Raw genomic sequence first — 13,803 nt, 5'->3', positions numbered from 1 at the left:
AGGCGGTCCAGCACGAGGTCCGCTGCGTGTCGGTCGTCGATGGTGCGATAGCCGTGGAACTCGATCCCCTGCGCGGGATGCGCAGGGTCGAAACCAGTGAGGAACAGCGAGATGCCGTCCGGATCGGTCTGCCCACCGGAGGTCCGCGCCGTGATCACCAGATAGTTGGCAAGCGGAGCGGTGACCACCATGGTCTTGGATCCGGTCAGCAACCAGTCGTCGCCGTCACGTTCGGCGGTGGTCGATACGTCCTGCAGGTGATCACCTGAGGTCGCCTCGATCGCCGCGAGGGCGACAATCGCCGTGCCCGCAGCGATCTGCTCCAATACCGAGGTCGCCGCGGCGCCTCCGGCGCGTTGCAAGAGGCCGCCGGCGACCACGACGGTGTCCACGTAGGGCTCGACGACTAGGGCGTGCCCTAGCGCTTCGGTGATGATCATGAGCTCAACCGGGCCGCCGTCGATACCGCCGGCCGATTCGGGCAGGGTCGCGCCGAGGATGCCGAGCTCCTCGGCGAATGCCCGCCAGATGTCAGGCTGCCAGCCGGCCCCGGTTTTTGCCGCCGCGCGGCTCTTCTCGAGGTCGTACCGGGTAGCCAGGAACTTGCTCAGCCCGTCGCGGAGGAGCTCCTGCTCATTGTTCACTTTGAAGTCCATCAGAGCCCCAACGCCGCTTTCGCCAAGATGTTTCGCTGAATCTCGTTGCTGCCCGCGTAGATCGAACCGGCACGATCATTGAAGTAGTGCAGCGGCGCGACGGCCTGCCACCGCTCACCGCTGATGTACCCGTCAGACGGTGGCTCGAATTCGGCCACCGGCCCGCCAGGACGGGTGGCGTGCGGTTGATACGCGCGGCCGACCGGGCCCGCCGCCTCGAGGGCCAGTTCGGTGATGCCCTGGCTCAGTTCCGTCGCCAGGACCTTGAGCATGGACGAGGCCGCACCGGGATTCCCGCCCTCGGCGACCGTCGCCAGCGCGCGGTATTCAAGTATCTCGAGCACGTCAGTCCTGATGCGCGCGTCCGCCAACTTGTGAGCGAACGCCGGTTCGTCGACGAGTCGGCCGCCCGCAGGGCCAGGCGCGGCGGCGGCCACCGTGGCGATCTCGTCGACCATCACCTGCAGTGCGGGCGAGGACGCACCGCCCCCGCGCTCGAACTCCAGCAGGTACTTCGCGACCGTCCAGCCGTCGTCGATGTCCCCGAGCACGTTGGCCTTGGGCACTCGCACCCCGTCGAAGAAGATCTGGTTCTGAATCTGCTCTCCGGACGTCATCACCAGGGGATGGACGGCGATACCCGGGGATGTCATGTCGATCAGCACGAAGGTGATGCCCTGCTGCTTGCGCTCGGTCCGCGTCGTCCGGACGAGGGCGAACATCCAGTTCGCCTCGGTGGCGTGGGTGGTCCAGATTTTGCTGCCGGTGCAGACCAGGTCGTCACCGTCATCGACTGCGGCCATCGACAGCGACGCCAGATCTGAGCCCGACTCGGGCTCGGAGTAGCCCTGGCAGAAGAAGACCTCGCCGGTCAGGATCCGGGGCAGGAAAAAGTCCTTTTGGGCCGCGGTGCCGTACTTGACGATCGCGTGGGCGACCATGCGTATCCCCATTGGTGACAGTGGGGGAGCCCCCGCGAGGATCGACTCGCGGCCGAAGATGTAGTGCTGGGTCAGGCTCCAGTCGCAGCCGCCGTGCTCGACCGGCCAGGCAGGCGCGGCCCAGCCCTGCTCGTGCAGTATCTGCTGCCAGGCCATGCTGGCTTCGTGATCGGAATAGACGCTGGTCATCAAACGGCCCGCCTGCCGCAGCTCCGGGGTCAGCTTCTCATCGAGAAAGCTGCGTACCTCGTCGCGGAACTCGAGGTCTTTGCGCGACCATTCAAGATCCATCGGTTCCTCATTTCGTTGCACCGCTCATGATTTCCCGACCGGTACCTCCGTCGAAAGCGGCTCATCCATCATGCGTTGCGGACGACACCTCCACCGTCGACCGGGATGACGGCGCCCGAGCCGTGTATTCATAGCGGGCAGGCACGTCCCTTCCTGTCCCGAAACGGCCGCAAGAGGCACGTTAAGCCAATAATCTAGTCGAAATAGGTTTACCACGTTGGACTTCTCGCGCCGCAGCGGCGCGAAACCTCCGAGGAAGGCGGTTCTCATGGACAGAACGACGGAGCGCTGGTGTGTCTACTCCGGTCCGCTTTTGATGATCATTTTCGGGGTCGGATTCTGGGCGGTGGGTGGCCTGGTACCGCCGCCGTCGCCGAACCAGACCGCACAACAGATCGCCACGTTCTATGCCGACAACGCGTTCCGGATTCGGATCGGCCTGATTATCTCGATGTTGGCCGCGGGACTGACGTTTCCATTCACCGTTGCGATCTTCATGCAGATGAAGCGCATTGAGGGCGGGATCGGGCCGCTGGGATGTACACAGTTGGTCACCGGTCTGCTCGCCGGGCCACTGTTCATCTTGCCGATGATCACCCTGGCGGCGGCCACCTTTCGTGCCGGTGCGACCGACCCGTCAGCGACGCAGAGCCTGAGTGATCTGGGCTGGCTGGCCTTCGTCGGAATTCCAGCCCCGGCCATCGTGCAGCTGGCTTCGATTGCGGTCGCCGCGTTCCGCGACCACAACGCACGACCGATTTTCGCTCGGTGGGTTGCCTACTTCAACCTGTGGTGTGCGCTCTCCTTCCTCTTCGGGATTCTGGTGATCTGCTTTAAAACCGGGCCGTTCGCGTGGAACGGCATCATTGCGTTCTGGATCCCGCTGGCGATCTTCGGTACCTGGTTCTTCGTGATGGCCTGGGTGATGCTGCGCGAGCTCAAGCAACCGGAGAGCGACGACAGCCACGCTGTCCTGGACGAGATCGGCACCTAGGCGGCCTATGCGCTGCTATCGGCTGGAGAAGCGCGCTGCTCGAAATCGCCTGGTGTCACGACGATTTCCACTGTGGTGAGGTGTCCTGTATCCGGATCAGCGTGTTCGACGATGGTGACCGCATCGTGCGGTTGCACCCAGCCGCCAGAGGCCGCCATGCGTTCAGCCGCCGGTGACGAATGGATCAGTTGAGTGGCATCGGCGGTTGGTTTCCACTGTTTGCGGGCCGCGATAATCTGCGAACGTCTGGTCGTGGTGGCGGCTGTGTCGGGTTGGCGGTCGGGTCTCAAGACCACGCCATACTCATGTTCCGCGGCGGCCTGCGACACCGCTCCGTCGCGCACGTCGACGGCCACACTGGCGGCGTCCCGGGTAAGGGGGTCGCCGGCCCCGGCGCCACCGCCACAGCGCATACGGATCACGTCGCCGGGCACCACCGGTACTCCGTAGTGCTTTGACTGCAGTGCCTCGACCGTGCCTGGGATGTCGGCGAGGTCGCCGGGGATTCCCCGGGCTGCGAGCATCGAGCGGTCGTAACCCGCCCGGATCACCTCGAATCCTGAACTGGAGCCAGGAAATCCACCGCCAAGTCCGGGCGGTGGCACTTGCCAGCACGAGACGAATACCTGCAGGTCGCCGCCTGGGGTTCGCCACGGCGTGGACGCGATGTCGATGCCGAGCCCGCCGCGATAGCGTCCGGCTCCGCCGGAATCGGCATTGAGCCGGCGCCACAAATAGAGGATCGGATACGCGAATTCGTTGACCTCGACGTCGGGTATCGAGTTACCAGTTCCGGTGAGGGGTCCCGCGCAGTCCAGGCCGTCCTGAACCGATTGGGCGCCACCGCCTCCCGCGGAGGCATGGGTATCGAGAAACGGCAGCATTTGGCCGTCCTCCGTCTGGGCGTAGAGCACTGCTGCCGGGTAGCAGTCATGCCACGTGGCCATGGCGTGTGCGCTGACATAGTCGTCATCGCTCTCCTGCTGCATACGCGCGAGCAGCCGGGTAACTCCCTTGGTGACGTGCATACCTGTTTCCATGTGGCCGATGGACACCGGAGCAGGTGGCACTGCGCTACAGATCAATCCGGGTGCGGTGACAATCTTCACGGTGCTGGCCAATCCCTCGTTGATGGGAATGTCGGGCGCCAACGACATGACGACAGGCACCAGCGCTGAACCGATAGTGGTGGGCAGCGAACAGTTGACGCCGCCCTCCGTCTGCGGGTCCGAGTCGGAGAAATCCAGTGTCAAGCGATCGCCGCACACCTCAGCGCGGCAGTGGATGCGGAAGAACGCGTTTCGATGACCGTTGTGCTCTACGAACTCGTCGGTCTCCCATACCCCGTCGGGCAATGCGGCGATCCGGGCCAACATACCCGCTCGCGACAATTGTTGGCACAGTTCCATGATTCGCGCCATCTCGTCGACGCCCATCGACGAAGCCAATTCACCCACCAGCTTCTCGGCGGCATTGCATGCTGCCACCAGACAACGCAGGTCGTTGATCACAAGCGCGGGCACCCGAACGTTGGCCCGGATTAGCCGTTCGACGTCGTCGATGATGCGGCCCTCGGAGACGAATTTGATTCCGGGCAGCGCGAGCCCTTCCTGGTAGCAGTCGGTCGCCATCGGAGCGAAGCCCCCAGGGGCGATTCCGCCGATGTCGAATGTGTGTGCCAGCGCACCCGACCACGCCACCACGGCTCCGTCGACCACGATCGGCCGGACAATGCAGACGTCGGGTTCGTGCGACTGGCCGGTGGTGTACGGATCGTTGCAGAGATACGCGTCGCCAGCACGGAAGCCGTTCTCCGGAAACACTTCTCGGATATGGCGGATCGCCTGGCGGCTGGGGCCGAAGTGCAGCGGTGCATAGCCGCCGAAGGTGAGGATGCCGCCGTCGGCGTCGGCGAGGAAGGTGGCGAAATCGGTTGTTTCGCAGATGATCGGACTGCCCGACGTCCGCATCAGAACCAGGCCCATCTCTTTGGCGATGGTATCGAGTGCGTTGGTGAACAGTTCGACCGCGACGAGTTCCTCCGGCGCGATATCTGCCGTCAGCGGGTTCTTCATCAAGACTCCTCAACCGTTGCACCGGAGTGGTCGCGCAGCCGAAAGTTGCCGTGCGGGTCCACGGTCAGGCTGAAGTCGACCGGAACTGCGATGGAGGTGAATTGGTGCTCGACGACGGCGGGGCCGTTGATCACAACACCTGGGCGCAGCGCTTCAGCGGCGTAAACCGCGGTCTCAATCGGCGTTCCGCTTGCCAGCGCCCATACCGGGCGGCTCCCCGACGGTGCCGCGCCGGGTTCCGCGGTACACGGTAGTTGGGCCGGCTCGAACTTGACCGTCCGGCCGCGGACGACGACACGGGCCGTCAACATCATCACCGGGGACCCGACCCACGCGGTACCGGGCCCGTATTCCGCTTCGAAGAAACGAGGGAAATCGGCGGCGATCTCCTCGAGATTCTCGGCCAGGTCCTCGCCGCGCGGAATCGGAACAGTCAACTCCCACATCTGGCCGGCGAACTTGAAGTCGCCGAACCACTCCACGTCGATGTCCTCGTCGCGAAACTCGAGCATGTCGATGCTGCGCCGAGCCTGGTCCTCCAGCGCGAGCAGTGTCGCGGACACCTCATCGGCCGGTCCGCCGGCCCATACGCAGGACCGGGCCTCGGTGCGTACCTCGTCGGTGTCCAGCAAGCCGCATGCCGAAAAGACCGCAGCGTCGGCCGGTATCACCACATCACGGATGTTGAGCGAGCGCGCAAGGTCGGCCGCCAACACACCCAACGCGCCGCCGAACGCAACACAGGTGAAGTCCCGCGGATCCCTGCCGCGTTGCACGGTGATCGTGCGGACCGCGCTGCTCATCTCTGCGAGCACCAATCGGTACATCGCGGCCGCCGCCGCCGTGACGTCTTCGCCGAACACCGACTCGAGGCCGTTGCGGATTGCACACCGGGCCGCGTCGGCGTCGAGCTTGCGCCGGCCGCCGAGAAAGCTGTTGGGATCGACGATGCCCAAGGCCAGCGCGGCATCGGTCACGGTGGGTCGGGTACCGCCGTTGCGGTAGCAAGCGGGCCCCGGATCAGATCCCGCGCTCTGCGGCCCGACGCGTGGAATCCCACGCTGGTCGACCCAGCCGATGCTGCCGCCACCGGCCGCCGCCGGGTGGACTTCGATCTTGGAGACACCGGTCAGGAACAGCCCACCTAGGACAGCACGTTGGGTGACGGTGGGAACGCCCCCCGGCGCCACGGACACGTCGAAGGACGTTCCGCCCATGTCACAGGCCAACACATCGCGGACCCCGACTCGGTGGCCCAGCCGCGCTGCGCCGACGACACCGCCCGCAGGACCGGAATCCACCAGCGTGATCGGCCGGCGCTGGGCATGCTCGGCCGACACTGTCCCACCGAATGCCTGCATGAACGAAATCGGAACCCGCAGACCGAGATCGGAGAGCCGACCTTTCACGGACTGTGTGTAGCGCGCGATGTCGAGCCCGGTGAAGGAGTTCAGCACGGTGGTCAGGGTTCGTTCGTACTCACGCATGACCGGGTGCAGCTGGCTGGAGACGCTGATAAAGACGTTCGGTAGCCGCTGCGAAACACGTTGGGCAAGAAGCGTTTCGTGTGCGGGGTTTACGAAACTCCAGAGCAGGCTGATCGCTACCGCGTCGACCTCCAGCGCTGCCACCCGGTCCACCACCCGGGCGAGCTCGTGGTCGCTGAGCGTGACCACGACGTCACCGGCCTTGTCGATCCGCTCATCGACTTCGACGACCCGATCCCGGGTGACCACCTGAGGCAGATTGCGCTGCAGGTGATGGTCGCGGTGCATGTTGCGGGCCGACCGGGCGATCCTGAGTACGTCGCCGTGGCCCTTGGTGGTCAGCAGCGCCACCCTGGCGCCGCGCAACTCGGCCAGAGCGTTGGTCACGATCGTGGTGCCGTTCACGAAGCGCGTCGTGGCACCAAGCAGTTGCGGCAGAGTCGATCCGACGGTTGCGGCAACATTCTCGAGTGCCTGCACGACACCGTCTGCGAGGTTGGCGTGCGTGGTGTCGGCCTTGTCGGCGAAGCGCCGCCCGAAAGAGTCGACGACGGCGATATCGGTGAATGTCCCACCGATATCGCATCCGATCTGAAACCGTCTGTCCATGTGATCCTGATCCCTGTTCGTCAATGCCCGTAGCGCTGGCGTGATCCGCGGCTGCGCCTGACCAGGTCACGTGCCCGGGTCTCCGCGTCGATGCGAGATGTCGAGGCTGGCAGGTGGTCGTAGATCTCGCCGTAGCGCACCAGCCTTGCTGTCGGGCGAATAGTGCGATCCGCGCGAAAGAACCGAAAGATGAGCACGCCCGAAGGGTGGCCGAGGGTGTCGAGCCAGTTCGCTGCTCCCGGGTCGTGATGGGTGAGCACGGCGCGGAAGCGGCCGTCGTCGTCAAGCCGGGCTTGGCGATTGTTGAGACTGGTCTGGTGGTAGGTGTAATCGAGGCTCTGCCAACACATGTCGCCCAACTGGACACTCCAGAACCCGGTCTGCGGTACGTCGCATTCGAGGATCAAAGCCTCGTCGTGGGCGATCTCCCAGACCGCAGTCGGATAGGTCGCCATGGGGTTGTTGGCTGCGCCGGCGTTCGAGGCGAACGAATCTAAATAGATGGTGTTTGTGCCTGCGTTTGCCAAGATGTCGTGGGTGAGGTCCGTCGACCAGGTCTGAGTCTGGAAGCGGACGAAGCGCCCGGCACGCTCGACTCGCTCCGCAAGTGCTTCGGTGGTGATCTCTGAGGAGTGCCGCGGGCCGCTGACCCATTCGATGTGCAGATCGGCGCCCTGCGCTTCCCAATCATCGAACGCCTCACGGATATTCATCACGTTCCGGTCACCCGTCGCGGGCTCGAGCTGAATCCAGTTCCCGGGCTGCGGGTCTGCGGACAGAGTGATCTCGAAGCTCCCGTCATCGGCGAGGTCGAAACCGTCGAGATCCCAATTGCCAACGGTGCGCGGGTTCGGCAACCCGTACGAGACCGAGATCACTTGGAAGTCGACGAACAACGACGAATTGCGGCGACCCCAGATGCGGTAAGTGCACCGGCCGTCGAGGAAGCATTTGCGGTACAGGAAATCCGCGGCGTGCAGCGAGTAGTTGTACACCAGAGGCTGGAAGACCGTGTGCACATAGAGTTCGGGATAGTGCGGCCGCGGCGCAATCACCATGTTGTAGGCCGCCGCTTCGATTTGAAGCAAATGATTTTCGGCCTGCGCGCGACTGTTGGCATCGGCAACCCATGGTTGGCTGAGAACGTGGGCACGCACCTGCGACAGCGTCGTCCGGTATTCGGTCCAGGCGTCCATCAGAACTCGCTGGGGACGTCGAAGTAGGCCTGATAACGGCCGAACACCGAGCGTTCGGCGGCGATGGAGGCAATCGCATCCTCGTCATAGAGGTGGGCGTTGCGTGCCGAGCGCGGATGGCGGTTCAGATAATTGCGCATCGCGTCTCGAGCCGTCGGGGTGAACTGTTCCCCGAAGTATTCGTAGACGGCGCAAACTGCCGACATCGGGTCGGTGATCAGATCCCGGTACTGCACGTTGTGCAGGCGCGCCGGGTCCAGTGCACCGGACTCCAGCCACTCGATGGGTTGTTCGATCATCGCGCGTGAGCGCGCGGGATCGTTGTAGTCCTCGAAGCCGAGCATGCGGTTGTTATCCGAGCGTGCCCAGTTGAGATTCGCGGCCAGATCGACCGACGACACGATCGCCTTCAGTGGATCACGGTGTGGCCAGATGAAGCAGGCGTCCGGGTAGGTGCGGAGCATCGTCGGCATCATCGTCAGATGCGTCGGTGACTTGAGCACCCAACGCTTCCGGGGGTTGCGCCACTGCAGAAGCTTGAGCACCCGCAGGTGGTAGCGGTAGGCGATGTCCCAGTCCGCGGCCTTCAGCCATGCGGTGTAGCTCGGGATCTGGCCCAGCATGCCGAACCAGATCGAGCGGAAGCTATAACACATGAAGTGCACGCAGGATGCCGGAACCGAACCGCCGAATTCGTGCAGTGAGGCCAAGACCGGGTTCACACGGTTCCATTGATCGATCAATTGATGTCCACGCTCGATGCGCGGGTCGTCATGGTAGGTCAGCTTCTCCGGCGGCGGACACGGAAATATCGCCTCCCAGGTCTTCACCGAGCCGTTGGACGGGTCCTGGGAGAGCAGGTTCAGCAGCATCGATGTTCCGCTTCGACCTTGCCCGACGACGACGAACGGCTTGACGACCTGCTCCTCGTCGATCTCCGGGTGACGCCGGTAGGTGTCTTCGATGCGCAGCCTGCCCTCTAGATAGAGCACCAGGTCCGACCGCGTCATCAGCCGTCCCATCAAGTTCAGGTCGGCTTCCTCGTCGAGAGCACGCGCGATGATCTCGAACGGCTCGCGCCAGCTGTCGTCGCCGTAATAGGACAAGCCGGTGTGTGACTCTGCGGCATCGAGCAGCGAACGCGTGTCGAGCGGAACCACCTGCGGTAAATCCAAAGACCGGCCCTCGGCGTTGATCGCGGCCACCCAGGCGGGGCGCGCAGGGGCGGTCCAGCCTGGGCCGGGGGATGTGGTCGACATGATCTGAGAGGCTGCCCGCACGCGGAGACCGCCGTCCAGGTCGGAGTTCGATACGGATATTCACCAAACGCTTAAGGCTGCAGGTGGTGGAGGTGCGAGGATGGCCGGCATGGAGGTCAACGTCCGGCTCCTGCGGTGTTTGATCACCGTCATCGACGAAGGACACTTCGGGCGCGCCGCCGAACGGCTCTATATCTCCGCGCCAGCGCTGTCCCAGCAGATCAGACGTCTGGAGAGGCAGGTCGGACTGCCGCTCCTCGACCGCAGCTCACACCCCGTGCGGTCGCTGCCGGAGGCGCTGGAGTTCGTCGCCGCGGCGCGTGCGGTCCTCGCTGAGAGCGACCGGGCATTGGCGATCGCCCAAGCCTTGCGGCGGCGCGGCGAGAACCGTCTCCGCATCGGCTTCGTTCTCACCTTCGCCGGTCGGATGACGCGACCGATCCTCGACGAGTTCGCCGTTGCCGCGCCCGATATCACCATCGAACTCGTCGAACTCGGATTCGCCGACCAGGTGACGGCGGTGCTGAATGGAACAGTCGACGTCAGCTTCGCTGTCGGACCGCTGGACTCCAACACCCAGCTTCAGACCGACGTCGTGCTCACCGAGCCGCGCACGCTGGCAATGGCCGCGACCCACCCGCTTGCGGTGCAGACCAGTCTGCAGATCGCTCAAGTCGGAGAATGTCCCCAGATTTGTGTCGCGCCCGACGAGGTGACCGACGGCTGGTTCCGATGGTGGTCGGTGGATCCCCGGCCAGACGGCTCGCGTCCGCACTATGGCCCCGCCTGCCACAGCGCAGTGGACTTCCTCGAGATCGTCGGTGCAGGCCGCGGAGTGGGGATAACCGCTGCGTCGCTCGGCGATCTCTTCCCGCGGCCGGGCATCGCCTACGTGCCCATCGAAGATGTCGAACATTCGACCACCTATCTCTGTTCGCGCGTCGGAGACCGGTCAGCGGCTGTGCAGAATCTGCGTCACGTCGTCACCGATATCGCCGCCGGTCGAGAACTTCGGTGACGTGCCCTTGCCACCTGCGGCGTTAACCATTCGGTAAAGACCCATATCGAACTTGGAACTGGACGACGGTCAGCGCGTGCGGGCAGCCTTATAGAGCATGCCGACCGAGCATCCCCCTCACTCTGAGAGGTTGGTTCAATGGCGCACCCGCCGGCGAAGACGGATTTCGATCCGCACGATCCTGGCCTTGCGCCAGTGCAACACGAGGTGCTGTCGACCATGTTGCAGAGCTGCCCGGTCGGCTGGAGCGAGGCGCATGGCGGATTCTGGACGATCGCGAAGTTCGATGACGTTGTGGCCAGCGCGAGGGATTACGCGGTTTTCAGCGTCGCCCAGGGCGTCATGGTGCCGGCAACGGGTGCCAGCACCCCGGTCCCCCCGGTGCAGGTCGATCCGCCGGAGCATGCGGCCTACCGAAAAATCCTGCACCCGCATTTCAACCCAAAAGCCGTTCTCGGCTATGAGACGTTGATCCGAACGGCGGTCGCGGACCTGCTGGCACCGGTTCTCCCCGAAGGGCATGCGGATCTCGTCCAGTGCCTGGCCAAGCCGCTACCGACGCTTGTCCTGGCCGGGGTTCTGGGACTCGACCCCGACGAGGGCGTGCAGACCCTGGACCTGATCGATGCCTACCTCGACGTGTTCGGCAAGGATCCCGAGCAGCGGCGGATGGCCGCCGTTGAGTTCGAGCGGTTCATCCGGAAAGTGATCGACGAGCGGCGGGACGTCGCTACCGGGGGTGACGTCCTCGCTCAGATCGTTCACTCAGAAATCGACGGCAGCCCGATCGACCCGGAGATGTTGCTCGGGATGGTGCACGTGATCATCTCCGCCGGTCACGAAACGACGATCAACGGGCTGGCGAACGTACTTTTTCACATCGCGACAGTGCCTGGGCTCCGCGAACAGTTGCTGGCCGACCGCGCCCTGGTCCCCGCGGTGGTCGCGGAGTCGCTGCGCATCGAGTCGCCGATCACCTGTATGGCGCGCACTGTGATCAGCGATACCACGGTGCGCGATGTGGCGATGCGAACCGGGGACAAGGCCCTTCTGCTCTACGGGGCCGCCAATCTCGATCCCGACCGCTTCCCTGAGCCGGACGAGTTCCAGCTCGGCCGAGGAGTGCCCCACATCGCCTTCGGCAGCGGTCCGCACCGCTGTGTTGGCGAGCATCTCGCTCTGATGGAGCTTCGGGTCGCCGTCAACTACGTCCTCGACACGATGCCCGACTTTCACATCCCCCATGGGGCTGAGGCGGTTTGGGGATCCGGCGCGGTCCGGCGTGGCGTCCGCGTACTGCCGGTCGAATTCACGCCGGTCGCCGCTGGTGACTTGTGAACGTGTCTGCCCCGCAACAGGATCGGCCTAAGCGGTGGTAGGCCAACGACTGGACGGGCGTGTCGCACTGGTGACCGGTGCAGGCTCCGGCATCGGTGCCGCGAGCGCGCGTGCGCTTGCCGAGGCAGGCGCGGCGGTCGCGGTGACCGACATCGACCTCAGCGCGGCCGAGGCGGTGCGGGCCAAGATCCTCGACGAGGGTTTCTCTGCGATCGCGGTGCGTTTGGATGTCGCGATCGAGAAGGATTGGACCGAAGCGCTGGATGTTGTCCGACAGCAGCTGGGACCGGTAACCATCCTGCACAGCAACGCCGCGCTGACCTCGCCCGAGGCTTATGCCGCCGATCTGGGAGTGATCGACCTCGACGCAGACGTGTTCGACCGCGTCATCGCGGTGAATCTGCGTGGCGGTGTGCTGGGTTGCAAACACGTTGTACCCGACATGCTCGCTACCGGCGGCGGTTCCATCGTGATCACGTCATCAGTCAAGGGTCTTACCGGCAGCGCTTACCGCACCGCCTACTCGATCTCCAAGGCCGGCCTGAACGCTTTGGCGCGCATGGTCGCAACCGGGTACGGCAAGAGCGGGGTGCGCTGCAACGCGGTGGCACCCGGCATCGTGACGACCCACGGTATTGCAAGCATCCCCCCAGAACAGATGGCTGCATTGCGAGACGCCCATTTGACCCCGACACTGGGCCGACCCGAGGACATCGCCAACGTGGTGGTGTTCCTGGCCACGGACGCCGCGGCGTTCATCACCGGCCAGGTGATCTGTGTGGACGGCGGCCTGCTGGCGCACATTGCTGCGCTCTCCCCCGCGAGCAGTTAGACGAGCGCGCGGGGCCGCAGATCTCGATGGGGTCGGCCTTGCCGCTCATCACTGACTCCCGGCCTGCAGGTAGGCGCGAAGGTCGGCGATGAACTCGCTATATATAGCGCCGAATGCCGCGGTTACCTCGTCGAGAACAGCGTCTTCGCAGTCGAATTCGCCGTACCACTCCAGGAAGGTGGTGTCGGTGTCGGTGACTGGCAGCACGCGCACGGTGCCACGGTACGTCCGCACGGGAAAGGGGATCTCGTCGACGAACTCGTAGCGGTAACTACGGCCCGAGGCGTCGTAGGCCACCAACCGTTCGCGTGCGCTGTGCCCGTCGGGTTCCAGAGTCAGGTTGCGTATCGAGCCGACAGCGCCGGGGCCTGAACCGTTCTCGGGTTCGTTGGATCTGATGCGCCCTATCCACGCGGGAAGGCCGTGGAAGTCGCGGAGCACCGACCAGACGGTGTCGACGTTGGCGTCGATGACCGTGCTGATGTAGGCGAGGCTCATGTGCCCCCTCTCTCAGTAGCCGAATCGGAACAACGCGGGCAAGAATGCCGTCAAGGCGTTTAGCAGGGCGGGGGATCGGCATCCCAATCGGTCAATGTCCAACCTTCGGTGGGGTTTCCGTTGACCATCACGTGTAAATGTATTTCACCCACGATGGGGTGGCGTACGCGGGTTACTCCGGTCCGGTACCCAACATCAGCGCGTGCCCATCGCTCGCGAAATCGCGAACTCACGGCGGAGAATTCATCGATGAGGGCGCGCATGCGCGGATCATTTGACGCACTGCCGGCGACTTCCCGCAATCCGTTCACCACTGTTTCGGTCGCTTCGTCCCAATCAACGAAGAATTCTCGCGCGGCGGGATCGCAACGGGCTCAGCGTTCCGCATTCGGGTGGACAGCACCTGGTCTTCTTCCACGCCGAATCTGGAAGCCCATCGGCAAAAGCGTTGGAGGAACTGCGATCAATTTCTCCTCTTGAGATCAGCGTCGAGGAATGAGTTCACGTCGGTGGCGAACTCCGCGTGATGCTGAAACAGGAAGCCATGGGCCGCATCGGGATAAATCTTGACCGTCGCGTCGGGCAGGAGGCCGCCAAGCAGGTGTGAGT

12 protein-coding genes are annotated in these 13,803 nt (G+C 64.3%); 4 read left to right on the top strand and 8 right to left on the bottom strand.

The window, feature by feature from the left end:
* Positions 1–656: acyl-CoA dehydrogenase family protein (locus WAN02_RS30685; protein WP_422269142.1), on the bottom strand; the 656-nt coding region annotated here is incomplete at its 3' end.
* A complete protein-coding gene (locus WAN02_RS30680; RefSeq protein ID WP_422269141.1) occupies positions 656–1,888 on the bottom strand; it encodes an acyl-CoA dehydrogenase family protein in 1,233 nt (410 codons plus the stop codon). The genes WAN02_RS30680 and WAN02_RS30685, both read right to left, overlap by 1 nt.
* A 268-nt stretch (positions 1,889–2,156) precedes the next feature.
* On the opposite strand from WAN02_RS30680, the gene WAN02_RS30675 reads away from it, so the two are divergent.
* On the top strand, positions 2,157–2,882 hold the full coding sequence (locus tag WAN02_RS30675; RefSeq protein WP_422269140.1) for a hypothetical protein: 726 nt from the start codon (positions 2,157–2,159) through the stop codon (positions 2,880–2,882).
* Between the two features lie 5 nt (positions 2,883–2,887).
* Here the strand turns inward: WAN02_RS30675 and WAN02_RS30670 are convergent, their stop codons facing one another.
* Genes WAN02_RS30670 through WAN02_RS30655 form a run of 4 tightly spaced genes read right to left on the bottom strand, consistent with a single transcriptional unit; the run spans position 2,888 to position 9,508 of the window.
* Positions 2,888–4,957 carry a hydantoinase B/oxoprolinase family protein gene (locus tag WAN02_RS30670; protein WP_422269139.1) on the bottom strand — a complete coding sequence of 690 codons (2,070 nt, stop codon included), beginning with the start codon at positions 4,955–4,957 and terminating at the stop codon, positions 2,888–2,890.
* The gene (locus WAN02_RS30665; protein ID WP_422269138.1) at positions 4,957–7,053 is read right to left on the bottom strand and encodes a hydantoinase/oxoprolinase family protein; all 2,097 of its coding nucleotides are present in this window, start codon (positions 7,051–7,053) and stop codon (positions 4,957–4,959) included. Before WAN02_RS30665 ends, WAN02_RS30670 begins: the two co-directional genes overlap by 1 nt.
* 20 nt (positions 7,054–7,073) lie before the next feature.
* Positions 7,074–8,249, bottom strand: coding sequence for a DUF1214 domain-containing protein (locus WAN02_RS30660; protein ID WP_422269137.1), 1,176 nt, complete (start codon positions 8,247–8,249; stop codon positions 7,074–7,076).
* On the bottom strand, positions 8,249–9,508 hold the full coding sequence (locus WAN02_RS30655) for a sulfotransferase family protein (RefSeq protein ID WP_422269136.1): 1,260 nt from the start codon (positions 9,506–9,508) through the stop codon (positions 8,249–8,251). The genes WAN02_RS30660 and WAN02_RS30655 overlap by 1 nt, the downstream gene beginning before the upstream one ends.
* 100 nt (positions 9,509–9,608) lie before the next feature.
* Between WAN02_RS30655 and WAN02_RS30650 the strand changes: the two genes are divergently transcribed.
* The 3 genes from WAN02_RS30650 to WAN02_RS30640 all read left to right on the top strand — a co-directional run bounded on the left by WAN02_RS30650 (position 9,609) and on the right by WAN02_RS30640 (position 12,696).
* Positions 9,609–10,526 (top strand): LysR family transcriptional regulator, encoded by a 918-nt coding sequence (locus WAN02_RS30650; protein WP_422269135.1) that lies wholly within the window; start codon positions 9,609–9,611, stop codon positions 10,524–10,526.
* Positions 10,527–10,664: 138 nt separating this feature from the next.
* A complete protein-coding gene (locus tag WAN02_RS30645; RefSeq protein ID WP_422269134.1) occupies positions 10,665–11,864 on the top strand; it encodes a cytochrome P450 in 1,200 nt (399 codons plus the stop codon).
* Between the two features lie 34 nt (positions 11,865–11,898).
* A complete protein-coding gene (locus tag WAN02_RS30640) occupies positions 11,899–12,696 on the top strand; it encodes an SDR family NAD(P)-dependent oxidoreductase (protein ID WP_422269133.1) in 798 nt (265 codons plus the stop codon).
* Between the two features lie 48 nt (positions 12,697–12,744).
* Here the strand turns inward: WAN02_RS30640 and WAN02_RS30635 are convergent, their stop codons facing one another.
* Both WAN02_RS30635 and WAN02_RS30630 read right to left on the bottom strand, forming a co-directional pair.
* Positions 12,745–13,194 carry an SRPBCC family protein gene (locus tag WAN02_RS30635; RefSeq protein WP_422269132.1) on the bottom strand — a complete coding sequence of 150 codons (450 nt, stop codon included), beginning with the start codon at positions 13,192–13,194 and terminating at the stop codon, positions 12,745–12,747.
* Between the two features lie 59 nt (positions 13,195–13,253).
* Positions 13,254–13,505: a hypothetical protein gene (locus WAN02_RS30630; protein ID WP_422269131.1), complete on the bottom strand. Its 252-nt coding sequence runs from the start codon at positions 13,503–13,505 to the stop codon at positions 13,254–13,256.
* Positions 13,506–13,803: the final 298 nt, after the last annotated feature.

The organism is Mycobacterium sp., assembly GCF_049281135.1.
Lineage (GTDB): Bacteria > Actinomycetota > Actinomycetes > Mycobacteriales > Mycobacteriaceae > Mycobacterium.
This window is presented reverse-complemented; position numbering and strand designations above follow the sequence as displayed.